At 45.3% G+C, this 23,545-nt stretch carries 31 protein-coding genes; 19 read left to right on the plus strand and 12 right to left on the minus strand.

From position 1 onward, the window contains the following. Nucleotides 1–480 (minus strand): AAA family ATPase (locus QGT73_RS11475; RefSeq protein WP_280122494.1); only part of this gene is annotated, 480 nt, incomplete at its 3' end. Nucleotides 481–747: 267 nt separating this feature from the next. Here QGT73_RS11475 and QGT73_RS11480 point away from each other — a divergent pair. Then, nucleotides 748–948 (plus strand): hypothetical protein, encoded by a 201-nt coding sequence (locus tag QGT73_RS11480; RefSeq protein ID WP_148066138.1) that lies wholly within the window; start codon nucleotides 748–750, stop codon nucleotides 946–948. A gap of 82 nt (nucleotides 949–1,030) precedes the next feature. On the opposite strand, the gene QGT73_RS11485 is transcribed toward QGT73_RS11480, so the two are convergent. Further along, entirely contained in the window at nucleotides 1,031–1,564 is a 534-nt protein-coding gene (locus QGT73_RS11485) for a GNAT family N-acetyltransferase (RefSeq protein ID WP_123614977.1), read from the minus strand. A 575-nt stretch (nucleotides 1,565–2,139) separates the two neighbouring features. Between QGT73_RS11485 and QGT73_RS11490 the strand changes: the two genes are divergently transcribed. Genes QGT73_RS11490 through QGT73_RS11500 form a run of 3 tightly spaced genes read left to right on the plus strand, consistent with a single transcriptional unit; the run spans nucleotide 2,140 to nucleotide 4,142 of the window. Next, nucleotides 2,140–2,595 carry a Cas9 inhibitor AcrIIA9 family protein gene (locus tag QGT73_RS11490; RefSeq protein ID WP_124075873.1) on the plus strand — a complete coding sequence of 152 codons (456 nt, stop codon included), beginning with the start codon at nucleotides 2,140–2,142 and terminating at the stop codon, nucleotides 2,593–2,595. Nucleotides 2,596–2,607: 12 nt separating this feature from the next. Then, on the plus strand, nucleotides 2,608–3,876 hold the full coding sequence (locus QGT73_RS11495) for a PcfJ domain-containing protein (RefSeq protein ID WP_123614982.1): 1,269 nt from the start codon (nucleotides 2,608–2,610) through the stop codon (nucleotides 3,874–3,876). Between the two features lie 59 nt (nucleotides 3,877–3,935). Continuing rightward, the gene (locus QGT73_RS11500; protein WP_255201567.1) at nucleotides 3,936–4,142 is read left to right on the plus strand and encodes a DUF3873 family protein; all 207 of its coding nucleotides are present in this window, start codon (nucleotides 3,936–3,938) and stop codon (nucleotides 4,140–4,142) included. 113 nt (nucleotides 4,143–4,255) lie between these two features. Here QGT73_RS11500 and QGT73_RS11505 read toward each other — a convergent pair whose 3' ends face one another. Continuing rightward, nucleotides 4,256–4,549, minus strand: a complete 294-nt coding sequence (locus QGT73_RS11505; protein ID WP_123614983.1) for a hypothetical protein — start codon at nucleotides 4,547–4,549, stop codon at nucleotides 4,256–4,258. 129 nt (nucleotides 4,550–4,678) lie between these two features. Here QGT73_RS11505 and QGT73_RS11510 point away from each other — a divergent pair, with 129 nt between their 5' ends. The 15 genes from QGT73_RS11510 (at nucleotide 4,679) to QGT73_RS11580 (ending at nucleotide 14,543) form a co-directional block, all read left to right on the plus strand. Continuing rightward, nucleotides 4,679–4,972, plus strand: coding sequence for an HU family DNA-binding protein (locus tag QGT73_RS11510; protein WP_255201573.1), 294 nt, complete (start codon nucleotides 4,679–4,681; stop codon nucleotides 4,970–4,972). Then, nucleotides 4,972–5,310, plus strand: a complete 339-nt coding sequence (locus tag QGT73_RS11515) for a hypothetical protein (protein WP_123614985.1) — start codon at nucleotides 4,972–4,974, stop codon at nucleotides 5,308–5,310. The genes QGT73_RS11510 and QGT73_RS11515 overlap by 1 nt, the downstream gene beginning before the upstream one ends. A gap of 4 nt (nucleotides 5,311–5,314) precedes the next feature. Next, the gene (locus QGT73_RS11520) at nucleotides 5,315–5,464 is read left to right on the plus strand and encodes a hypothetical protein (protein ID WP_217939020.1); all 150 of its coding nucleotides are present in this window, start codon (nucleotides 5,315–5,317) and stop codon (nucleotides 5,462–5,464) included. A 60-nt stretch (nucleotides 5,465–5,524) separates the two neighbouring features. Then, nucleotides 5,525–5,881, plus strand: coding sequence for a hypothetical protein (locus QGT73_RS11525; RefSeq protein ID WP_124075874.1), 357 nt, complete (start codon nucleotides 5,525–5,527; stop codon nucleotides 5,879–5,881). After that, a complete protein-coding gene (recD2, locus tag QGT73_RS11530) occupies nucleotides 5,878–8,010 on the plus strand; it encodes an SF1B family DNA helicase RecD2 (protein ID WP_123614987.1) in 2,133 nt (710 codons plus the stop codon). The genes QGT73_RS11525 and recD2 overlap by 4 nt, the downstream gene beginning before the upstream one ends. Continuing rightward, nucleotides 8,010–9,170 carry a class A beta-lactamase gene (gene bla, locus QGT73_RS11535; protein WP_123614988.1) on the plus strand — a complete coding sequence of 387 codons (1,161 nt, stop codon included), beginning with the start codon at nucleotides 8,010–8,012 and terminating at the stop codon, nucleotides 9,168–9,170. Before recD2 ends, bla begins: the two co-directional genes overlap by 1 nt. 3 nt (nucleotides 9,171–9,173) lie before the next feature. Beyond that, the gene (locus QGT73_RS11540; protein ID WP_280122495.1) at nucleotides 9,174–10,001 is read left to right on the plus strand and encodes an immunoglobulin-like domain-containing protein; all 828 of its coding nucleotides are present in this window, start codon (nucleotides 9,174–9,176) and stop codon (nucleotides 9,999–10,001) included. A 6-nt stretch (nucleotides 10,002–10,007) separates the two neighbouring features. Beyond that, nucleotides 10,008–10,463: a macro domain-containing protein gene (locus tag QGT73_RS11545; RefSeq protein WP_123614990.1), complete on the plus strand. Its 456-nt coding sequence runs from the start codon at nucleotides 10,008–10,010 to the stop codon at nucleotides 10,461–10,463. 12 nt (nucleotides 10,464–10,475) lie between these two features. Then, complete coding sequence (locus tag QGT73_RS11550; protein WP_123614991.1) at nucleotides 10,476–10,901, plus strand: PH domain-containing protein; 426 nt, start codon at nucleotides 10,476–10,478, stop codon at nucleotides 10,899–10,901. Between the two features lie 211 nt (nucleotides 10,902–11,112). Beyond that, on the plus strand, nucleotides 11,113–11,346 hold the full coding sequence (locus tag QGT73_RS11555) for a hypothetical protein (RefSeq protein ID WP_123614992.1): 234 nt from the start codon (nucleotides 11,113–11,115) through the stop codon (nucleotides 11,344–11,346). Further along, nucleotides 11,346–11,942 (plus strand): DapH/DapD/GlmU-related protein, encoded by a 597-nt coding sequence (locus tag QGT73_RS11560; RefSeq protein ID WP_123614993.1) that lies wholly within the window; start codon nucleotides 11,346–11,348, stop codon nucleotides 11,940–11,942. The genes QGT73_RS11555 and QGT73_RS11560 overlap by 1 nt, the downstream gene beginning before the upstream one ends. Nucleotides 11,943–11,973: 31 nt before the next feature. Further along, nucleotides 11,974–12,537, plus strand: coding sequence for a flavin reductase family protein (locus QGT73_RS11565; RefSeq protein WP_123614994.1), 564 nt, complete (start codon nucleotides 11,974–11,976; stop codon nucleotides 12,535–12,537). 87 nt (nucleotides 12,538–12,624) lie between these two features. Continuing rightward, nucleotides 12,625–12,966 carry a putative quinol monooxygenase gene (locus QGT73_RS11570; protein WP_280122496.1) on the plus strand — a complete coding sequence of 114 codons (342 nt, stop codon included), beginning with the start codon at nucleotides 12,625–12,627 and terminating at the stop codon, nucleotides 12,964–12,966. 117 nt (nucleotides 12,967–13,083) lie between these two features. After that, nucleotides 13,084–13,956, plus strand: coding sequence for a radical SAM/SPASM domain-containing protein (locus QGT73_RS11575; protein ID WP_217939022.1), 873 nt, complete (start codon nucleotides 13,084–13,086; stop codon nucleotides 13,954–13,956). Then, nucleotides 13,956–14,543: a hypothetical protein gene (locus QGT73_RS11580; RefSeq protein ID WP_123614997.1), complete on the plus strand. Its 588-nt coding sequence runs from the start codon at nucleotides 13,956–13,958 to the stop codon at nucleotides 14,541–14,543. Before QGT73_RS11575 ends, QGT73_RS11580 begins: the two co-directional genes overlap by 1 nt. A 16-nt stretch (nucleotides 14,544–14,559) precedes the next feature. Here the strand turns inward: QGT73_RS11580 and QGT73_RS11585 are convergent, their stop codons facing one another. The 9 genes from QGT73_RS11585 to QGT73_RS11625 form a co-directional block, all read right to left on the minus strand. Beyond that, a complete protein-coding gene (locus QGT73_RS11585) occupies nucleotides 14,560–15,669 on the minus strand; it encodes an HNH endonuclease family protein (RefSeq protein ID WP_123614998.1) in 1,110 nt (369 codons plus the stop codon). Between the two features lie 3 nt (nucleotides 15,670–15,672). After that, complete coding sequence (locus QGT73_RS11590; protein WP_124075876.1) at nucleotides 15,673–16,686, minus strand: adenine-specific methyltransferase EcoRI family protein; 1,014 nt, start codon at nucleotides 16,684–16,686, stop codon at nucleotides 15,673–15,675. Nucleotides 16,687–16,900: 214 nt separating this feature from the next. Continuing rightward, complete coding sequence (locus QGT73_RS17420; RefSeq protein ID WP_341874116.1) at nucleotides 16,901–18,358, minus strand: A1S_2505 family phage non-structural protein; 1,458 nt, start codon at nucleotides 18,356–18,358, stop codon at nucleotides 16,901–16,903. A gap of 57 nt (nucleotides 18,359–18,415) precedes the next feature. After that, nucleotides 18,416–19,639: an RsiV family protein gene (locus QGT73_RS11600; RefSeq protein WP_123615364.1), complete on the minus strand. Its 1,224-nt coding sequence runs from the start codon at nucleotides 19,637–19,639 to the stop codon at nucleotides 18,416–18,418. A gap of 18 nt (nucleotides 19,640–19,657) precedes the next feature. Continuing rightward, nucleotides 19,658–20,656 carry a hypothetical protein gene (locus QGT73_RS11605; RefSeq protein WP_124075877.1) on the minus strand — a complete coding sequence of 333 codons (999 nt, stop codon included), beginning with the start codon at nucleotides 20,654–20,656 and terminating at the stop codon, nucleotides 19,658–19,660. Nucleotides 20,657–20,692: 36 nt separating this feature from the next. Then, on the minus strand, nucleotides 20,693–21,145 hold the full coding sequence (locus QGT73_RS11610) for a hypothetical protein (RefSeq protein ID WP_123615366.1): 453 nt from the start codon (nucleotides 21,143–21,145) through the stop codon (nucleotides 20,693–20,695). Beyond that, nucleotides 21,142–22,266 carry an ADP-ribosylglycohydrolase family protein gene (locus QGT73_RS11615; protein WP_123615367.1) on the minus strand — a complete coding sequence of 375 codons (1,125 nt, stop codon included), beginning with the start codon at nucleotides 22,264–22,266 and terminating at the stop codon, nucleotides 21,142–21,144. The genes QGT73_RS11610 and QGT73_RS11615 overlap by 4 nt, the downstream gene beginning before the upstream one ends. Next, entirely contained in the window at nucleotides 22,263–22,712 is a 450-nt protein-coding gene (locus tag QGT73_RS11620; protein WP_280122497.1) for an arsenate reductase/protein-tyrosine-phosphatase family protein, read from the minus strand. The genes QGT73_RS11615 and QGT73_RS11620 overlap by 4 nt, the downstream gene beginning before the upstream one ends. 2 nt (nucleotides 22,713–22,714) lie before the next feature. After that, nucleotides 22,715–23,431: a TGS domain-containing protein gene (locus QGT73_RS11625; protein WP_280122499.1), complete on the minus strand. Its 717-nt coding sequence runs from the start codon at nucleotides 23,429–23,431 to the stop codon at nucleotides 22,715–22,717. Between the last annotated feature and the right edge of the window lie 114 nt (nucleotides 23,432–23,545).

Here is a 23,545-nt window from a genome sequence, read left to right on the forward strand (position 1 = left end):
AAACTGAGCCACTGATGAATCGCCATGAATGTCGCCGAACTCAAACTCGTTTCCATCCTGATTGGATTTTCGTGTAAATATCAGTTTGTCGCTGCGACTGTTGATCTCATAGAGCCATTCCTCCTTGATGCCATTTATAGAGAACTCCATGCCGTAAGCGAAATACCGCCCCCCGGTCTTGAACTCAATTTCAATCTTTGAGACAGGATTAATCGGTTTTGCAAGTTTGAACGGCTCGAAATCTCCGGCAGGAAATCTTCCCGTCGCAATCTGCTGGAGCAGTGCAACGGCTTTGATTACATTGCTCTTGCCCGATGCGTTGGCACCGTAAATCACACCGATTTTCAATGCCGATATATCGTCACGTTTCTGCGCCCTGCTGACATGAGCAGGGTGAACCGTTCCCTTTCCGGCAACGAAACTGATTGAGGTCTCTTCTTTGAAAGAGTATATGTTCTCAAATGTGGCTCTAAGAATCATTGTTTGTCGTATGATTGCATTGTTTATGCAAAGATACGACAAATATTTCATTCCACCAAACGTGCGGAGTGCGTTTTTTGACTGAAATAATGCTTTATTGCGACGGAACTCTTATTCATCTCACAATTGTGTGTTAGTGCAACAACTATTACTGTAACCACTGTTGCATAAGGCGGTCTTGATACAAGCAATCGATTAGAACAATCACTACGAAAGCGGCAAGAGAGGGAGCGGTCTTCAGGATTGGCGGCGGGATACCGTCAAAAGGTGACGGTGCAGGCACTGACACCCATTGACCGCATCGCGCCTATGGGCACCGGCGGGACACCGATAACCGGCAACGCCTCCGAGGTAAGCATCGGAGACGCTGCTTTTACCTCTGAGACTCCATGCCGTTTATCCGTGTTCTTATCGCCGTTGCTGATAAGGTATTTTACGACCGCTCTCTCACTTACCGTTTATCAGTAGTCCACGAGTCGAGACTGAGATGTGCCGCCTTCCTGCGTTGCCGCATATCACAGACTCGCCTTTCCGGGACTGGACAGTGCCATTATAAATCTAAAGAGTACAATTTGTGTTCTTTCAACCAGTGACCTTCGGCTAATGCCGGGTGCATGAACAATCCGTCAAAAGTCATTCCTATGCGCTTCATGACATTTTCTGAAGGAATGTTAGGTACGGCAGTAAAAGAATAAAGTCTATTGCATAATTTTTTCTCCCGCGCATACTTTATGCACGCCATCGCCGATTCCGTGGCATATCCTTTATTCCAAAATTTATCTGATATTCGCCAGCCTATTTCCCATCCCGGAGAAAAGGGAACATCAAAAGTAAAGCGATGGAATCCGACATAACCGATAAATTCGCCTGTCTCCTTAATTTCAACAGCATACAATCCGAAACCTGTTTCCTCAAATTCGGAGTTGATCCTGTCAACAAAGCCATTTGATTCTTCATCAGATAATGGCTTTGGAAAGTATTTCATGACATTATCATTGCTGTTCATTTCTGCAAAGACACCCCTATCGGACATTTTCCATGAACGCAAAATCAGTCTGGCAGTTTCGATATATGTTGTATCCATGTTGCAAAATTAGCCATTTTCAGTGAGTTTTCAGTGCGAATATGCTGTCATTCGTTTTCACCGGCGCGTAAACTTAGCTCCAGTTCTTATGCAGTCATATCAACATAGGAAGCCTTGCTTGCTCGGAATAATAAACGTGCGGAGCAGGGCTATTCTCTTGCCTTTTGGCTGAAAAATCTCCAGACACAAAATGGCATTTGCCTCCGCAAGCTCCGGCGAATACTTCATTTTGCACTCGTATTTTTAAGCCAAAGGGCGAACAGCCCTTCATTGCCTCCGCACGCTGCCGTGTCAACGAGCAAGCAAAACTTCGATAGTCGATAGACGCATAAAAAAAATGTCGCACGATGAAAACGAACAACAACATATCAAACAGACGAGGCAGAGCATCCATCTCCAGTCTCAACCGCATAAAAAGGGTTATCCTTTGGTTGGTGGGGATAATTGGTGCAATACTCGGATTGGTGTTGTGGGTGTTTCTCCGACCGATATTCCGAGGTGTGGGCTGGGTTATTAGCCTTGCAACTGCCCTAATGATAATCTTTTGGCTACTCACTTTATAAAGCTCAACTGATATGGCTACTATGAAATCAAACAACGCTGCAATCGCAGCTATGCAGCAGATGCTCCAAGAGCGTATTATCGCTGAACCCGCATTGGCAATCAAACTCGCCAATCCCAAGAAATCACTCGAAAGTGCTGTCAACTATCTCTGCCACGAGATACAGAAAAGCGGGATGTGTGTCGTAGATGACCAAACCGTGCTATCAATCCTCCTGCATTTCTATGACGAGGACAGCATCGAGGATGGCGGAACTCCTATCAACTGCAACATACTGGTATCCAAGCCGGAGCTATCTGATGAAGACAAGGTGGCTCTCAAAGAGCAGGCTATGGAACAGTTCAAGCAGGAACAACTCCTGGAACTCCGCAAACAATCTCAGCCGAAGGCTCAACCCAAGCCGACCGCCACCGCTCCCAAAGCCGGAGCAGAGATTGACTCAATCCCCAACCTATTTGATGAACTCTAAAACTGAAAGACGATGAGACCGAAGAACAAAATACAATCAAGGTTAGTGGAACTGAGTGGGCAACTACGCCCGCTCACCACTCCCCAGATGGAATGGGCGTTCAGAAATACCCACGAGCATTTCGCTTACAGGCTCAAAGGCGGTAAATGCACTTGTATGGATTGCGGTGCAGAGTTTATCGAGACCCGTGACGGAAGATGTTTCTGCCCCGAGTGTGGCACACAACTTGAAATCAAGGATACAAAGGAACGTGTCATCAAGCAGAAATCCTACTTTGTGGTAATCACCACGAAGGAAGATTATCAGGTGGTCAGGATGTGGATGTTGCTATCCGAAATGCGCAAGGGAGCGAAAGCCAAGCCAGCCTATCTTGAAATCGGTCAATACTGGATAGACCCGCAGGGCAGGAAAACTGTCATTGGACTGCAACGTACATTGGGCGGTTACTACTTTGACACCTTCGCCTTTTGCTCTCCATTCGAGATAAGGCGTGACAACGAGGCATTCTGGCGTATAGCAGATGAATGGGTATATCCACGCATCAAGGTCACTGACACAATCAAGCGCAACGGGTTCAAAAACTCAACGTATCATATCCACCCCGTGACACTCTTTCAGCAGTTACTCTCCAATCCGAAAGCCGAGACACTGATGAAATCCAACGAGATAGAGTTGCTCCGTCACCTCTGCCACCACCCGGCAGACGTTGACAAGTATTGGAACACCATCAAGATAGCAAAGCGCAACGGATACAAATTCAAGGATGTGGGAATGTGGTTTGACTACATCAAGATGTTGGAACGTATGGGCAGAGACCTCAATTCTCCCTCGCTGATAGCACCCCAAGACCTCAAAACCTCCCACGATATATATGTGGCAAAGCTCAACCGCCAGCGCATCAAGGAGCAGAGAGAGAAAGAGCGTCAGCAAGCCATTGAGGACAAAGCAAAGTTCGAGGAACTCAAATCCCGCTATTTCGGAATGGCATTGACTGACGGAGAGATTGAAATCCATTCAATCGACACCATCGACGATTACTATAAAATCGGTGAAAGTCAATCTATTTGTTGCGGAACCGCCAAATATTTTCTCAAAGAGAATACACTGACCCTCACCGCCTACATCGGCAACAAGCAGGTAGCCACCATAGAAATCTCGCTTGACGACTACCACATAATCCAATGCCGTGCATTCGCCAACGGAATATGTGAGTACACCGAGCAGATAGCCGGTATCATCAACGCCAATAAGAAGATGATTGCCGAGCGCAAGAGAGCATAAGTTTAACCAGACCACCGCCAACTCCGACGATGGTCACAGCCCCAAAGATTATGACGCGAATGACTAAAGTAGGTATATCTACCACTCAAGCCGGACCGGAGCAGTATGAAACCTTCTACATCTCCCATAGAGGCAAGAAGATAAGCAGAGTGCAATACGACTACCGAACTCAAGAGGGCGAACTCTTTTCAATAGTCGCCCGGACACTCAAGGAGTGCCGTCAAAAACGTGACGAGTGGCTCGCCAAACGAAACAAGCAATCATAGCCATATCAGTGATGAAGGCGGTGAAGCGCAAATGCTCCATCGCCCTCATTTTGCCAAAAATTTCGGCCGCCAAAAGGCGGCGTTTGAGTGTTTCCTTTTTATATAATTTGTTCTTAGATTGCTTCTTCAAGGTCAATCTCACCGATAATTTCTTCCATTTCGGCCATGAACTTTTTGTCTTTAAGCATGGCTTCTCTTGTCCCGGCAACGATGTTTGCCTGTCGGAAAGCTGAGTGAAGAACATCGATAATCTCTTTCTGCTTAGCTATGGGGAAAGAGGCTAAACCGTTGGTATCGGCTTCCATTTTCTGGAAAAACTGGGGCAGCAGGCCCATAGCCAGGCCAAATGCGACACAGGCAGTCGTCGGATTCGCTTCTATGGCGATTGTCTTTTTGTCGTGAGTCATGTATAAAATTTATTTTGAATGTTACGATTTTCAAAACGCATAACACGTTTACATTGTTCACAGGCATAATAAAATCGCATTGTCTATCTCGTGGAAATTTAGTAATTTTGCACTCTTAAAACTTATCAAATTCAAAGCAATACAGAAATGACCAAAGCAGAAATAGCGAATGAAATCGCAAAGACAACCGGCATCGACAAGGCTGCGGTTGTTACCGTAATCGAACAGTTCATGACCGTTGTGAAGAACAGCCTCTCACATGGTGAGAACGTGTACCTCCGTGGCTTTGGGTCTTTTATCGTCAAGCAGAGAGCGGAGAAAACAGCCCGCAACATCAGCAAGAACACCACGATAGTTATCCCGGCTCACAACATCCCGGCGTTCAAACCCGCTAACTGCTTCAAGGAAGAAGTCGCAAAGTAATGGCATCAAAACGCACTATAATAGAGGAATGGATGGTGGCGCAGAAACGTCACCATCTTTCTGATGTGCAAGTGCAGATGGCTCGTGAACTCGGCTTCAAACCGGATTCTCTCCGTAAGATTGACAACCACAAGCAGGAGCCGTGGAAAACACCGCTGCCACAATACATCGAGAACCTCTATGAAAAGAGATTTAAGCGTGAGAAACCGGAAATCGTAAAATCTCTGAAACAGCAGCTTCAAGACGACGCGGCGAGAAGGGAGGCAAAGAAGAAAGCGAAAGACGCCCGGCGAAAAGCCGCTCAGGAGTCTGGTGAACAATCTACTGATACTAACTGATATTATGGAAGAAGAATACAATGACTACGGCGAAAACGCCGTTGATGACATGATGGTCGATTACGACTATCACATCAACACCGGTGAGCTTCCTGAATTGTTTGATGAATCTTCGGTTGACGAGTTCATCGCCAACCTCAACGACTGGGACTGAAATATGGGATTGCTCAACCGAATAAAGAGAACGAACATAACTCGGAATGTTTGGACCCAAATGGCTCAGATAACTATCATTTGCGGACTTATTGTTGCTGCCGGAACAGCGATAACCTGTAATCAGGGTGACCATTGCGGTCTCGCATTTGTCAGTGTGGCAGCAATTTTAGCTGTTGCCATTGTTTTTATTGCTTGGTTGGTATGGTTCATATATGTCATCTGGGCTAAACGCTATCTGACTCCAATGGCTCCACACGGGTACAAGATACTCGATTCGATTGATTTTTGTCTTTTCACATATTGGATAATCGCTTCGATTTTCAAAGTTGCGATTGGTGCATGGGTAGTTCCAATAGTGGCACTAATCTGGATAGCATCCATCGCAATAGCAATAAAATATCGTGAATCTAAATGATTAAACTCCGGTGTGTCGTCGAGCATATCACTTACCAGAATGAGAAAAACGGCTGGTCGGTGATGAAAGTCAAGGTCAAGGGGTATGACAATCTCGTGACCCTGACCGGCTCGTTGCTCGACGTACCCGTTGGAAGTGTTCTTCTTGTTGACGGTGACTGGCGCGTTGACCCAAAATATGGACAGCAATTTGTGGCGCAGTCATGGGGCGAGGTAATGCCCGCCACTCTTTATGGCATTGAGAAGTATCTCGGCAGCGGGCTGGTCAAGGGTATCGGCCCGGCATACGCCAAGGCTATTGTCAGTAGATTCGGTCTGGAGACAATCGACGTTATTGAAAACGACATAGAGCGGTTGCTTGAAGTGCCACGTCTCGGCAAGAAACGGATGGAGAAAATCCGTGATAGCTGGGAAAAGCAGAAAGACATCAAGGAGGTTATGGTGTTCCTGCAAGGGTATGGCGTAAGCACCGCCTTTGCCGCCAAGATCTACCGCAAGTATGAAAAGGAGTCGATTGCCAAGGTCAAAGAGAATCCGTATCAGCTTGCCGATGACATCTGGGGCATCGGTTTCAATACAGCCGACAGCATAGCCTCGAAGATGGGCTATGAGAAGAACGATCCTCGCCGTTGTCGTAGCGGAATACTTTACGCCCTCAATGAACTCGCCGAGGATGGTCACGTCTATGCCGAGCCTAATCAGTTGGTCGAAGCCGCCACCAAACTGTTGGATGCTGAGGAAGCACCCGTGCGTCAGGCTCTCGCCACAATGATAGAGACCAAGGATGTTATCGCCGACAACGATGTGATTTATCTCCCTCCGTTCTATCATGCCGAGAACGGTTCGGCAAAGCGGTTACAGTCGCTACTCGCCGACACATCCCTCTTCAATTCCGATATTGCCGCAGAACCGGAAGCCGAATATGGCGTAAAATCCGGTGGCATAGTCTATGACGAAGTACAACAGGCGGCAATTCAGAAGGCACTCGACTCAAAAGTCATGGTGCTGACGGGCGGGCCCGGCACAGGCAAGACGACCACCACACAAGGCATAATCGCCGCGTTCAAAGCCCGGCACATGAGTATTCTTCTCGCCGCTCCCACAGGTCGAGCAGCCAAGCGAATGACTGAAGCCACCGGCATGGAGGCCAAGACAATACACCGTCTGCTGGAATATAATCCGATGGACGGATACAAACGTAATAATGAGAACCCTTTGGAGGGCGACGCTTTGATTGTGGATGAATGTTCGATGATTGATATTCTATTGTTTTACAATCTGATGAAGGCAATACCATCGAATATGCGCCTGATACTCGTGGGTGACATTGACCAGTTGCCGAGTGTCGGAGCAGGCAATGTGCTCCGCGACATCATCGACTCGCAGCAGATTTCGGTGGTACGGCTGACCCGCATCTTCCGTCAGGCACAGTCGAGCCGGATTGTGATGAACGCCCACGCCATCAACGCCGGACATTTTCCTAATATCAAGAATGGTCTCGACACCGATTTCTTCTTCATAAATCAGGAAGATGCCGATGAAATGGTCAAACTCATCATCGGACTTGTGCGTGAACGTCTTCCAAAGAAATACGGCTATCCGCCGAAAGAGATACAGGTGCTGACACCGATGCAACGTGGCACGGTCGGAGCCGGCAACCTCAACATCGAACTGCAAAACGCTCTCAACCCTACGGGTCTGTCATTGACTCGTGGCGGCTACACATTCCGTCAGGGCGACAAGGTGATGCAGATTCGCAACAACTATGACAAGAACGTGTTCAACGGCGACATCGGCTATATTACTGCCGTTGATACCAACGAGCGTACTTTGACCGTTACTTTTGATAGCCGCCTTGTAGAATACGACATAACTGAACTTGACGAGATTGTATTAGCATACGCGGTCACAATCCACAAGAGCCAAGGCTCCGAGTTTCCGGTTGTAGTTATGCCCGTGACGATGAAACACTTCGTCATGCTCCAGCGCAACCTCATCTACACCGGCATAACCCGCGCCAAGAAAATCTGCGTACTCGTCGGCACCACCAAAGCCCTCGCATACGCCATAAAACAAAACACCGTCTCCAAACGCAATACCAAGCTGAAAGAGCGGCTAAACAATAAATAATGAAACAGTTATTTTTACTTATCATATTGGCACTAATATTCACCTCATGCAGAACCAAGCAAACTTCCATAGAAATTTCGGGGCTTGTTTCTTTTGATGGAGATAATTCTGTTCTCGTCCACCCGTATATCACAAGATTGTCGGATGGTAAGACATTTGTGGGAGATGAAACCGGTCGATATTCGATCAAGGCTGTGAAAGGAGATACTTTAGCTTTTTCGTATGTAGGGACAATCAGTGATACCATAGAGGTAAAAAACGAAAGACTTGACGTAAAACTCAAGCCATATATTCCCGGAGAGAATGAATATGTTTATGTGGACTCAATCCGTAGACTTCAGAACGAGTTGACCTCATTTGTTGAAAGGAAAGATGCCAGAATAGGTATCGCGGTTATTATCAACGGCAAGGATACAGTAAGCGTGAACGGTTCAAAGGATTTTCCGATGATGAGTGTGTTCAAGTTTCCGCTGGCATTAGCGGTGGCTAAATGGGTGGATTCAAACGGAATGTCTCTAAACGACAGTATTGCTTTCGGGCCGAAAGCCTTGATAAAAGACACTTATAGCCCGATGCTGAAGAAATATGGCTCGGGATTGTATAAAATGTCCTTTAAGGAACTCCTTGAATGGTCATTGATTGAAAGTGACAACAACGCAGCGGATTTGTTGCTGAAACGAGTCGGTGGTACAGCCTGTGCTACTACATTACTGAAAGATGTAGCGGGCGAATTGGATATTACGATAGGCGCATCCGAACAGGAGATGCACAAAGACCCATATACGAGTTATCTCAATCGTTCCACACCGCTCGCGATGGCTACGCTGTTCGACCGATTTGACACTGATATAAAGGCCCGTTCAAAATCGTTTTCAAATATATCCGTCATGCTGGAACAATGCCGCACAGGTGTTGACAGACTGGCAGCTCCATTTATCGCGACAAATGCCGTTGTCGGTCATAAGACTGGGACGGGATTCCCGACACCCGAAGGCAGAATATCGGCAATAAACGACTGTGGCTATATCCATCTGCCAAACGGCACACGATATACAATAGCCGTCTTTGTCGCTGATTCTGGCTACGATATGACGGAAACATCGAAGATTATAGCTGACATATCGGAAATCGTTTTCAAATCATTGATAGATAGCAAATAGTTTATGGGAAAAGTTAAGAACCTGATTGCACTCGCAATCACATCGCTGACACTCTATGCGTGCTCGACTACACATCGCGACAAAGGTTGGTATCCGGTGGATAATTCCGACAATATCGAGGGGGAAGCAATCGTTACGATAAATGATTTTGAAAGAGTATCTCTTGATACAGTGACAGATCATGACATTGCCTTTATCCAAGGCGTTTTGAAGCAGGATAAGATTCCCGTCTGGGCCGATGCAACAGAACAAAGGATCGGCAAACGTATCGGGTTTGTTTACAAGGATTCTGTAATAATGGCCCCCTCCGTAAACTGCCGTATAGAAAGTGGAAGTTTCTCAATCAACAGTTTCGACAAACGGCTCATACTTGAAATATACAATTCTCTCGACTGTGATAAAATTGAGCCTCCGTATGTGATGCCTCAGAAGAGCTATGCCACGGTTGAGGGCATGACAATGAGAATTGTCAGCCCTGACCCGGTCAAAACTCCGGTGGATTCTATGATAGTGGAATTTACAAACAGTCGTGACGCAGATTTGACTACCGGAGAATGGTATCGAATAGACACCAAATCTGATGAAGGAAGCTGGATTCAGGCACCGTACTCAAAAAAGTATCTTGACCTCTTGGCAAAAGGAACTGAGGTATGCTTCAATGATATAGGATATTCATTGAAACCCGACGGCTCATTTAGAATGACAGTAAAGCCATGGCTTTATGATCTGAGTGATAAGTCTGCCACTTACCGCCTTGTCAAGACATTCAGTTATCCGCCATATCCGATTCAGAAGAGCGATACGGCATATGTTGAATTTCAAGTCAGATAAACATTTATGATACATTACATTGAATACGGTGACATATTTAAGATTCCCGGTGTGACGAGTTACGCCCACGGATGTAATTGTGCCGGAGCCATGGGCAAAGGAATTGCATTACAGTTTAAGGCTAAATTCCCGGAAATGTATTTTGAATACAAACGACTATGCGATAACGGGGAGTTTAATCCCGGAGATGTCTATGCCTATAATTATGGCTCAGGGTATGTGTTTAACCTCGGGACTCAAGTCACATGGCGAACTAAGGCAAAACTCGAATATATCGAGAGCGCGATAGACAAAATGATGGAAATTGCGGAAAGTGTCGATGTTGACAAGATCGCTCTTCCTGCGATAGGTGCCGGATTGGGTGGTCTTCTTTGGGAAGATGTTAGACAAACATTGGAAAAGGTCGCGGCACAACATATTTCCGTTGATTTATATGTTGTCGAGAATTATTGTAAGTCGTAGCTCTATCTCTCTATGGGAAAGACTGTGTATCGTTCAAAAATAGACTGGTGGGCATGGCTATGTTTGCTTGTCGTTCCGGTATTGATGTGGTTCACTGCTTTTGATATGCCATGGTGGTATGCCGTGTTTATATGTGGTGGTCTGACTGCATTATGTTTCATTGGCTTGTTCGGTTGCTGGTATGAAATAGACGGTGAAGACATCGTGATTTATCAGTTCTTCAGACCTACACGTCTGCCAATATCCAAAATCAAGGACGTTAAGAAAACCTCCGGTTATCTCGCTACAGCCGGTATGTCACACCTGCGAGTCTCGATAAGTTTCACAGACCGCTCGGTGTTGAAAAGCTATGCTCCGATTGAAATCTCTCCGAAAGACCGTGATGGATTCATGACACAGCTTAAATCTATCAATCCCAATATTGAAATATTATGCTGAGCAATAGAGTAAAACGAAATATATGGCTGACGTTGACCATTTTGTCATTTCTAATGATTCCTGACAGATGTGCGCGTGTAGTCAATGGCACTACCCATTGGTGGACTCTGCTTGTGGCAATTGCTCTGTTTACCATTTGCGAGCATTTCTATATGTGTTATCGAAAGCAGGTCAAACGAGGCAATCTCTTTGGTCGTGTCAAGGTGTTCAAATGATACAGATAGGCAGATATAATTGGGGATTCGCACCGCTTTCGATGATAGTTGTTTTCATCGTCCTCTCGGTATGCGCCATTGTTGCTGCTTTTCAGCAGTCAAGACCGGAATGGCCTATGCCTCTGTCATATACTATAATAATCAATGAGGGCATGGCTCTGTTGGCAACCCTTGTCTATGGCATATTCGCCCATTTCGCTATCGCAATCATCAACAAAATAAGAAAATGATGGAAGAAATCAGAATAGACGTAACAAAGCAGACTCCTGAGGAATTGGCACTTGCCAATGAACAGGCTAAACATATATTCAAGTTCAACCATACAATGCCCGGCACAGCCGGGTATGATGAGCTGATGCACCGCATCTTCCCCTCGATGGGTGAAGGGAGCATTGTAAACACACCGCTGACAGCCGTAAGACCACACATGGTCAAGATTGGCAGAAACGTAGTTGTAATGCCCGGATGTCTTATAATGTCGGCAGGAGGAATAACGATTGATGACGGGGCTATGATAGCCGCCAATGTGCAGCTCATCTCCAACAACCATGACCTTTTCGAGCGTCAGGTTATAACCTGCAAACCCGTCTACATCGGAAAGAATGCATGGATTGGAGCCGGAGCCACAATCCTCCCCGGCGTTACCATTGGCGACAATGCCGTGGTAGGAGCAGCCAGCGTCGTAACCAAGGATGTTCCGGCCAACACAATCGTGGCCGGCAACCCTGCAAAATTCATCAAGCGCATCCCGCCTCGTCACGAGTGCTCTGCCGCCAATGAAGAGGACGCAACAATGCAGCTCGGACTTGACAGTTGCGGAGACTAAAAGAATTTACAAAACACAGAGAAACAATAATATGAAGAATTTCAGACCCAAAGCATGGCTGCTGCCACAGCCTGTACTTATCATCGGCACATACGATATCGACGGTATTCCCAATGCCATGAACGCCGCATGGGGAGGACAATGGGACATGGACGAGATTATGATTTCGATGGGCGCACACGCCACCACCGAAAATTTGAACAGCAACGGAGAGTTCACCGTAGCGTTTGCCACGGTCGATACGCTCGTGGCTGCGGACTACGTGGGTATTGTCAGCGGTAAGACGAATCATGACAAAATCGAAAAGACGGGGTGGAAAGCCGTCAAAGCGGAAAACGTCAACGCCCCGGTTTTCGACTGCTTCCCAATGACAATGGAATGCCGTATCAAAGAGAAACTCTATGAGTCTGAATCCGGCTACTACATTATCGCTGAAATCGTAAACATATTATGCAACGAGAAATATCTGGCAGAGGACGGCAAACCAGATGTAGAGAAGATGCAACTAATAACCTTCGACCCCGTCCACAACGGCTACATTGCTCTCGGTGTGAAAGTCGGCAACGCCTTCTCCGACGGCAAGGCCCTGAAATAAGAAGTGCTCATGAGATTTCTAACATCAATAATCGCAATTATCATTCTGCTGACTGCTAACGCGCAGACCTTGTGTGAAAAGTTACCGATGGCAGAGGACGGTATACTCCGTTACTCTGTTATCGAGATAATTCCGGACTATCTTGATGAATATCTGCCGTTCGCGCTTGAGGTTGGGGAAATATCCATGAAGACAGAGCCGGGTGTCCTCGCCATGTATCCTACCGTATCAAAGGAGGATTCCTGCAAAGTCACAATTTTGGAAATCTACTCATCGCAGGATGCTTACAAGAGCCATATATCCAGTCCACATTTCCAGAAATACAAACAGGGGACACTCCACATGGTAAAATCCTTGCAACTCCTCGACCAAAATCCCTTGAACCCTAATATGTATATCAATTCTGGTATAATTCATAATGAGAAATAATCAATGCCATCGTTCAGACCTCGAAAGCCATATAAGATAGTGCTAATCACAACATTCCGCTGCAATGCGGCGTGTGTGGATTGTTGTTTCGGATGCCGTCCGGACCGGGGAAAGACCATGACCATTGACGAGATGAAGCATTATGTCGATATTTGTATGGACGCTTATCCTGACTCGATTAGACAACTTGATTTAACCGGAGGAGAATGCTTTTTACTTGGAAGTGATCTGGACGAAATCATCAGGTATGGCAAGGATAGAGGTTTGTTGGTGGCACTTGTCTCAAATGGGTACTGGGGTAAATCATATACAGCCGCACTCGAAAGGATTCTCCAGTTGAGAGCCTCCGGACTTAATGAGATTGCCTTCTCTGTCGGAGATGACCATCAGCATATCCTGCCGCTAAAAGGATGCCGTAATGCGGCCGTTGCCTCCGCACGTGCAGGATATAAAGTTGAATTCCGTATGGAGACAAGATATGGGCAATGCTCGGTTTATGAAAAGCTGAAAGAGGATTCCGCTTTCATGAGACTGGTCAATGCCGGTAAGATTGACATTGTTTTTTGGATGTGGAGGAAGTATAATAACGATGTTCGTCATGGGCGCGGCTATCCATGGCATTGGAGACCTTATGAAGAGAGCAAACCGTGCGACCTGTTGTTCAAGAATATAGTAATAACCCCATATGGAGATGTACTTGCCTGTTGCGGCATAGGCAACAGCCGCAACCCCCATATGCGTCTGGGGAATGTCTGGAAAGAGCCGGTAAAAACAATTTATGAACGGACTTACGAGGATATATTGAAAGTGTGGATAGGCACGGATGGAGCACAGGCCATTCTCCAGTATGTCTATGACAATTCAGACATAAAATTCCACCAAAGCGGAAACGGCTGCGAGGCATGTATCGAGGTTTTTGAGAACCCCAAGATTATCCCGTTTCTTCGCGAACACTACGATGATTGGGCAAAAAAGATTTTCTTTATCTGATGTATAAGGATAGGTTAAACAAGATTCCGCAACCACGAACTATTGCGAGACATTACGCGGAAGGCAAATATTGCGATTATCCGGCAGACATTGTATTGTCCGCCGTAAATTCTCATGATTATGAATATAATCCTACCGCTATTCCCATAAAACTGGGATTCATACAGATGTTCATTGCCAACTACAAGGCATTCCTGTATCTAAGTGAACATAACACGCCAAACGATACATCCGCATTTCTTGAAAATCCTAACGGTTTCATGGAAAAAGCCGGCGTTCAACTCGGCACTCCTTTCGACAATGTGGCGCCAAAGATTTTTATCGCGATGGTTGAGAAAGATATGCTGGAAGCAATGAGAAATCCGAACACATCAGCCGTGTGCCATCTTGTTTATTCATCTGATGAAGACTCATGGCCGAAGAGACATCCGGAGCGTTATCCAAAGGATTATATGAAGCGGTCCACTTATGCAACATTGAAGGATATTCCTTATCTGCTGGATGATAATATCTTTGTAGCCAAGGGTTTCAATAACCATATGTCTATAAATATCCTCCACATAGGAGACTTTTTCGCCGAAAAATAAGATAATGCCTCATTTTTCAATTTGCTCCCTTGATGCGGTTGCAGTTGCGGCATAACATTTGGCAGTTGTCAGCAACTGTTGTGCCTCCCTCTTTCCATGGCTTGATGTGGTCTGCCTCCATTTCTTCCAACTCGAAGTGTTTGTGGCAGTGAACGCATATACCTTTTTGACGCTCGTATGCCTCCCGCTTCTGCTTCTTGTCGAAAGTCCGGAAAGACAGGTCTCGCAAGTCGCCGCTTAGTACATAGCGATAAATGCCTGCCTTCTTCATTATCTCGTCATCTTCCATCAGGTCGTGTATCTGCTTTTCGAGCGCTACGGTGTCGTAAGTGTTCTCATGGAACTCGTCATACATTGCTCCCCAGTCCAGACCTTTCATCTCACGGCGATATTTCGGGAAAGTTGAGCGTATCCAAGTTATAATAGCCACAAAGTATGCCCAAAGCTTATTAGCGTTGGGGTCAAACTGATGGAGTGCCATATACTCATCGACCTTTGCAATTCCGTCATGACGAGACGTCCATCTGAGAATTGTCGATAGGTAAGCCTGTTCAATTGCATTGCCATTCAGATAATCCGCACCGAGTTTGTATGCAGGACACCCGTTCTTGGAGAAGTGACGGCGGGCATCGGAAACAAACGGACCGGTATAAACGGCATTGAGCAACTCTTGATCGAGAAGTTTCTCTCCGGCGATATTGATCACCCTGAACCAATCAAGTTTCTCCTTGTCTGTACCCTCACAGAAATATACCGTTAACTCATAGTTCAGAAATTTCTCTTGCTCATCTTTCGTGAGCGTTGAGAAATATAGAGTACCTCGGTCGGGGTCTTCGATATTGAATCCATGAGTCCGGAACTCACATATCGAGAGAGTGCGCTGCTGGCCGTCAATCATCTCATAATTACCATCTTCGCCAACACTCCAATACATGATGTTTAGCGGAAACCCTTTGAGGATTGTATCAACTACCGCTTGTTGTTGCTTCACATCATAACGAAATTCCCTCTGATATGGCGGGCGAATATCCAGTTTGCCACCATAACCCTTTACACCTGTATCCGGGTCATTGGAATAGCCTTCTATAAGGTCAGCTATCTTGATTCTTTTCGGTTCAATATTCATAGTTCATTCCTTTCTACGGATAAGAATACGTTCATACATTCTTGTAGGCACTCCGTTTTTCATGACATAAAATCGAGGACCACCACCTTGAACATTGTCCATTTTACGAATCTCTGTCATATCGGCCACATCTGAACTTTTGCCAAGAATTTCAAATTGTTCTGGGTTATATTTATCAAGAAATGTGATAGGCACTCCCATCTTTCCATCATAATCCATAGGAATATCCGAAGTCTTACTAACTTCTATAGCATCGCAGTTTATATATGATGGATATTCATCAGGATTATATTGTTTAAAAAGAATAATATCCTCATGACGTTCTTTATAATCTAAATTCGTAAACCATCTAACACCTTTGACACGGATAAATTTTCGACCTGTTTCATCTATTCCACATCCTGCTGCTTCAAGTTTATAATCGTCTGGCACCCAAAATTTCCTATCTCCACTATGAATACTGGCTCCAAACCAAATTTGATTACTCATTATAAGTGGAAATATCTCTTTGTAAGTGACGGCGTTTACATTGCCAATTATCAAGAACTTCTTATCATATTTGATAAGTTGGGCAACATATTCGCGGAACAGCGAGAAAGGAGGATTGGTTACAACAATATTCGCTTCTTTTAGAAACTCAATGCACTCAGCGGAGCGAAAATCTCCATCTCCTTTGAGTGGCAAGACCTCTATCTCATCTTCATCAGGGATGTTGTTCCCATTCTTATCGCCCTCATATACGAGGTAAACGGCCTCTTCGCTTGTGCCCTCTGAAAAGAGATTGACATCCTGACTCTTATAGCAGGTTGCAATCAGTTTCTTCAAACCGAGAAACTCGAAGTTATAAGCGAAATATTTGAAAAAGTTGCTGACGCGAGGGTCATCGCAATTGCACAGCACCGTCTTACCACGGAAGTGTTCGCGGTAATGACGCAGCTCATTATTTATGTCTTCAAGCTGAGTGTAAAACTCATCTTTCTTGGCTTCCTTAGCCTTATTGAGATTCTTGTTAGCCATATCTCTTTCCAAGAGATTGGGATGGCTGCTATCTTGCAAAGAATCAATGACAAAACGAGGAACACCGGGACTGTTTGCTAAACAATGTCGTGTTTCTCTTACTTGTAGATAAATTTATATGGATCCTAATAGTGCTAGTTTACAGGATTTTGACTAAATTTGCATTTGTAATAGGTAACTCTTGGAAAGAGATTGGGACGCTTCCTAAACAAATTTATTCCCACCATTTTCGTTCCTCTTTGTTCATGTCAACGCGAAATTCTCCCTCAACGTCGATAATAACCACCATATCACCACGTGCAGCGAGGAATTGGAAATTGTCATACTTATGTATAAATTCCATGTCCTTTTCAAAGTTGTGCATTGCGTGAGGTGTTATGAGTTTATGACTTCCATCAGTATATCTAATAAAGGTTGCATCATTGTTGTTAATTATGTCGCTGACATCATATTGCCCGCGGAGTTTTCTCCAATACTGGCGGGCTTCCTTTCGCCAAGGACAACCAGTCACATAAAGCCATCCATCTTCATCTATTCCGAATAACTGATCATAATCTAAATGCGCAAATGGATAAGCATCAAATGCATATATCTTCTTAATATTTTTCCAATTGCGAGCATCTTCAAAATGTTGTTTGTCTCCACCAACTATTACAGTCCCATTCCGAAGAAGTCCTATGATATGATGTTCAGACGAAGAAATTTGTATTATACTTTCCCATGTTTTCACTTCAGTTGCTACTGAAGGATTATTTTCTTCAAAAGCAACCGAAATTGTTCCATCTTGGTGTAAACCAAAGATTAGACCTCCACATCCTGATTCTACTGCGATGAAATCACTTGTTGGAAAAAGTGGTTTAAGGCACGCCTCGCTCCATACATAGAATATCTGTCCATTAGAAAGTAAGACCGCGAAATTACCATAGTTTTTGGTTAGTGTATCCTCATTTTTCTTTTCAATGGGAATTACTGATAGGATATCATAATCAAAGTCAAGCCCCCAGCTCCAATTCTTGGAATATAGTTTCTTGCCTGCGGCGATAGCAAATTCATTCTCTGTCAGAGCAATTTTATGATGTCCCATATCATCGGCATTAAGGATATACTCGGCTGAAGTTGGTGACTCATGTTTGATTTTATATCTTCCATACTGTTTTAGTGAGATAATAAAATCCGTTTTCTCCTTTTGGTTCATGTTCTGGGTCTTCTCTATGTCTTCCGGGAAAAACTCTATTGGCACGGAATGAAAAACCATACCGGATGTTTCGCTTGCAAGTTGTCGAGCATGATTAATAATATTCCAGAATGCTTTAGGAAGTACAACATTTGGTAAATCAAATGCCACATCAAATAGCGGTGCAATTTCCTCATCTTTGAATCCTGCGATTCCACATCCGATACGGGGCACATAGAAGGTCATATCGGAATGTTTTTGTGCAAACTTGATAAAGTCATCAACATAGGGTTTGATTGTGTCCACACCGCCCTGCATTGTCGGTATGGCGTAGGACTGTCCCTGCATTCCCACTCCTTGGCCCATTATTGCACCGAAACGTTCACGGGCAACTCGTGCGGCTCCTCCGGCATGATTACCGGCGAGATTGCTGCCGAACACAAATACTTCATCTCTTCCGAGTGAGGTTATATTCTCAGGCGTAAATTTATAGTTCATATTCAGTTTATTAAATTATCGTTTATGCTCTAATCCAAAAGCAAATATCGCACATACTTAGCGAGGAACTTTCACATCCAGGTTGGAATACGGAATGACGAAATGGAGGATTCCCTCGGCAAAAGAGCCTTTTTCATATGGTTGGTATGAGAATACGACACCTTGATTGGTCAGAGCTGGTCTAGGATAATAAGCACCGTCATATACTTCTTTCAGAATCTCTGACGCATTGGATTCCAGTTCGTCCTTTTCAAGAGATGCCGGATATATCCCATCAAAATTCATGAATTCCTTTTTCTGGGTCGTAATTTCTTGTTCAAGCAAATCCAATACTTTTTTGAAGTCGTTTGCCCCAAAGATGTCATTATACCCAAGGATGCGACCGTTTTCATTATCGAAAGTCAGATAGTATTCCTCCATAAATCCATGCGCCCCCATTGTGTAATAGTAGGTATAGAAGCGATAGGTCACATATTGTCCGTTCTTACTCTCCCATGCAGGAGCAGCCTCCATCATGTAGTCGTATTTCGGCCCGAAATCCTCTTCCGTGAAATCTTTGCGGTAAAGCCTCTCGTGTTCCTTAGAAAAATGCACGGCTACCTGTTCCGGCGACATGGAGGTAGCATTAATTCCCCCGATTTTTCTCGGAGTGGCTTTTATGGAGTAATATTCCTTCAGGATACGGTCAGCACCTTTATTGTCAAGATAAAGACCCTGAATATCATTGCGCATGATGGTCGCGATAAACTGCCTTAGCCATAAGGGATGATGCTCCGAAAGATAGGCCGTGAATTTGAAATCGCAATTCCATGAGGAGTCAGACAGAGAAAAACTACGACTGTAATGATGCCTTACAGTTCCCTGAGGCAGCAAACGCTCAACCGGGTTTATACTGTCTGGCAGATTCTTGACATTGTAAACGACCGTATCAATTCCGACAGCGAATTTCATCTGTAATCCGTCTGCAAAAAAAGACACACATCCCATTACCCTACATGAATCAACCGGTGTTTTTCCGGCATATGTGATTATCAATGGTGTCTGTAAAGAGGTCATTTCCGGATCATCTTCTTCTGTCCAGTCACAGACTACAGTTTTTCCGTCATAACTGCAAAGAGTATCTCCATAGTATCGGCTGTCGCCGGATTCTTCGGAGGAATCTTCAGTATCGGCTATCATTGGGGCATTAACTGATTCAATACTGCTATCGGCGAGCATGACCACGGCTATAGTCGCCATTATCGCAACAGCTATTGCCACTAAAAGATATTTCATGTTCATAGACTGCTCGATGATGATTTATATAGTCGGAACTTGATTGAATTCGGTGTCTTCAATCTTTTCAACCGGATTCATATCCATTTCCACCACTTCCGCTTCATCATAATCTTCATCAGGCCCTCCTATACGGATAAGTCTTTGAATATCATTCTTGTCGAAGTATCTTGATATGTCCGCACACTTTCGTGCATTAATCGACAGTATCCTTCGTGCATTCCGGGGTGACAGGAACCCATTGGTATCCGCCTTTTGGAAATACATTATGGCACTATCGAGATTCTCTTTATTCGCGGACTCATCCTCTTTGTACCTGTCCCATTGCTTTTCTCCGGCATGATTATACATGAACGGAACTTTTTCTGCCATAAGCAGTGCTTTAGGTGTTGATTCCAAATCAGGGAGATGACGGGTCAGAATATGCAGGCTCGCGAACGCCATAAGAAACTCGTCACCGGTTGAGTTTCCATCAACCATAGACAGAATATAGTCCCGTGAATTGTCTGAACCGGCATTGGCGACTATATTCTTCAACAGGTTTGCCCACTTATAGTCGGGGATATCCACTGATTCCATCGCGACAACGAGACTGTCCAGCCCATGCTTGTCCATAATTACCATAAGATGGTTCATAAGACCAAGTTCGTCATTTGGATTGGCGTTGAAAGCCGCCTCCGCCACATCGACCGGTTTCTGTCCTGCAAGCTGATAGCAGATGATAGCGTTAAACATACATTTTTCAACACCGCCTTTACCATACCGATAGCAGTAGGCCAAAGTCTCGTATGCTTGCTTGTCGCCCTGTCTTACCCTTTCAATCAAATTCGTGAGCGAAACAAACGTGTCTCCATGTGCAGCAGTGGATTCTGATACCGGAAGCGTGTCTGACACAACAACCTCCGCAGATTTTCCCGTGATGGTTTCATTGAAGTCAATGGCGTTGTCCGCCAATGTTGTGACGGCAGACATCATTGCGGTCAAGGTAATAAACAAACGATGATATATGCTTATTCGGGTCATTGTCAGTTTTGTTTTATAATCTATGAAATCATTGTTTTACTCTTCAGAATTGAGTTCGGACAGTTCTCTATTGATACGGCTTATGAAGTCATTGACATCCTCCGCTTTGCCACCTTTGAAAAGAATGACAGCAGTGTCTCCTGAGCCATGTCCGACATGGACATACAGCAATGTGGAATCGCCCTCCTTAAAGAAACGGTCAAACCTGCCTTCTTCGTCTGTGTTGTCATATACAAGAGACTCTCGCGGAATTTGATTCAGCAATGCTACTATCTCTTCTCGGGGTTCGGCATTGGGATGTATCGCCAATACTCCTTTTCCAAGATTGTCAGGAAAGCCCATATCTCCGCCATTGAAATCCATGACTTCAAAGCGGTCGATATGTGATACTTTGTCGAACAATTCATCTAATGTAAGATTTTTGTCTGTCGCAAACGCAGCAAATATACCGGCCAACGTGACAACCAGCATGAAAATAACCTTCCTCATAACAAGAAATCTTTATCAATACCAGTTGGAATATGCTTTATATAGCGATCTCCGATGCGCCGGTTGACTTCGGGTATCTTCACGTCAGCACACAGGTCGTCGGCAGCTGATACAAGTACGGGCTCAATTTCGAGGTTTTCAAGATAATACGACGGTATGGCGGAGTAACCGAGTATAGCACCGATGATATTTCCGGCTATTGCCCCGGTCGAATCGCTGTCACCGTCATGGTTGACAGCGCAGACAATACAATCCTCGAAACTGTTGATATGTCGCATCACAGAGAACACTGCTATGGCTATGGCCTCGTCACCGACCCAACCTTCTCCTAATTCGCGTATTGCAGAGTCTTCCGGTATGGAATCCTGGCCAAGGGCCAAAGCTCGGTGGATGAGACGCGAAAACCGATCTAACTCCTCGTCGTGTCCATGGAAATACTTCGGCATCATTGTCAGGCCTCCGTCAACAATCCATGAGAACGTCATGCGGTCAACCGTCTCGTCGTGTATGCAGTTCTCCACGGTAGTCGCCAGAAGTGCCGAGGCGAAAGTGCTTGCGATATGCTTGTGGGTGATTTCCGCAGCCCATCCCGCAAGATGTGCCGTGTCATCGTATTTGTATAGATTGGAATGAGCGGCATTGAATATTCCGATCGGGGCGACACGCATCACCCCGCCGCACCCTTTTGAGTTGTTACGCACTTCCATTCCTTGAGCTATGTTATCCAAAGCCCCCATGCAGGTCATGCCCGGCGCGCGGCGGTTCCATAATGCCCGTATATGGCTCATCCAACTGTCAGCCTGTGGTTCGGGTATTCCGGTCTGGGTCTTATGCCAGTTGAGATAGCCTTTCTCAATATACGGTAGAATTTCCTCCAGCTTTCCCGCTTTCGTGTCGATGACGCCACTCATCAGCCCTTCGAGAGTGAAAAGTGTCATCTGAGTATCATCGGAGAATTGAGCCACACCGTCATGAAGAACATAACATGTGATTCCTTTCTTGCCAAACCGTTTTCGGATTGCCGCAAGATTCATAAACTCGACCTCATAGCCGAGAGCGTCCCCAACGGCACCCCCGACGAGAGAGCCTCGACATTTATCTTGTAACTGTTCTCTTGTCATTGTTGTAATCTTTTTATGATTTCAGCACAGCCTCGCTCAATAGTATCGAAGCTTGTGCGATACACGTATTCTGTCTGATAGTGAGGATCCGGGAGGTCTATGGACTCTCCAAAGCAGTAATCGTTGAATCGGACAATCCTGTCCCAATGGTCGTATTTCAGCAGACAGGTTACTTCATTGCGATGGTGTTCGGTCATTACGATTATCAAATCGGCTGAATTGAGTAGTTCCTCGTTCATAGGTATGGCTTTCCCACCCATTTGATAACCATGTTCATAGGCGATACGACACATCACATCCTCGCGGTCGAGCCCATCAGGCACTTTCGTTCCGCAGGAAGCGACTTCAATGCCGTCAATATCGTTGTTGGCAACCATCTTTTTCAACACAACCTCGGCAGCAGCCGAGCGGCTCGCATTGCCTGTGCAAACAAATACTATTTTCATATTCAAACGTCGAATAGTTCATCATCTTCATCGAGGCGTCGCACTTCATCAACGCCGTCAATGGTAGAGATATGGTTGATAATAGTCTTCAGTTCTGCATATGAATGGACACCGAAACGGATTTTGCAGACAACAATGTTGCGGTCGGTCCTGGTGTTGAACGATTCCATCGAGAGATGGAAAGTGTTGGTGATACAATCCACAAGGTCAACGAAGAGGTGACTGCGGTCAACTGCCTTTACCTTCAGAGTCAATGGATATAGAGTTTCGTCAGCCTTGTAGTCAACAGACACGACATCATCGCCATACGAGGATGCCATACTTATGGCATGGGGACAGTCGCGTTTATGTACCGTTATGAGTTCCGGGTCAAAATGATTCCGGATACCGATTACCTCCTCTCCGGGAATGGGATTACAGACAGAGCATCGACAATACGGTGCTTTCGGAATTGACTCCAGATAACGGCGGATTGCCTTACGCGCCTTGAAAGTGTGGGCGAAGTTCTGCCAGTCCTGTTCAGGATGTGAATCCTTTTCGGTGAATATTTCAACTACGTCACCACGTCTCAGCTCCGTGTTGACAGGCTCCAAACGGCTGTTGATACGTACGTATTTGGCATGGTCTCCCAAATCAGTATGTACCTCGTATGCGAAATCAATCGCAGTGGCGTTCTGAGGAAGGATGATTTTCTTGCCTGTAGGCGTGAAAACCTGTATGTCATCGTTACAATACTTCGGTTATTTTTTGAGAATTTGTTAACGGCTCCGAGGAGCCAAGTGTTTAATCCGTTAAAAATCTGATGTTTAGCATGAAAATTTAACACTAAAAAT

It is taken from the genome of Duncaniella muricolitica (genome assembly GCF_910574735.1).
Classification (GTDB): Bacteria; Bacteroidota; Bacteroidia; order Bacteroidales; family Muribaculaceae; genus Duncaniella; species Duncaniella muricolitica.